The 230-nt window shown below is 40.4% G+C and carries 1 protein-coding gene; it reads left to right on the forward strand.

Annotated elements, in window-relative coordinates:
- Positions 1-230, forward strand: a 230-nt coding sequence (locus tag ACVC08_RS00280; RefSeq protein ID WP_452600517.1) for a hypothetical protein, incomplete at both ends; no start/stop codon positions are given.

A 230-nucleotide genomic window follows, 5' to 3' on the forward strand; every position in this document is an offset into this window, starting at 1 on the left:
GAACCTATACTATACCAGTTATGTGATGATAATATGGAATTTGATGGTGACCCAACCAATGACAGCGTGTCGTTTGATTTAGCCACACAAAACCCAGAAGTATTAGATGGGCAAGACCCAGCCAACTATATCGTAAGCTATTACTTAACACAAGCCGATGCAGATGCAGGCATTAACCCATTACCAATACCCTATACCAATGTCACCAACCCACAAATTATTTATGTACG

Source organism: Pontimicrobium sp. MEBiC06410 (assembly GCF_053601615.1).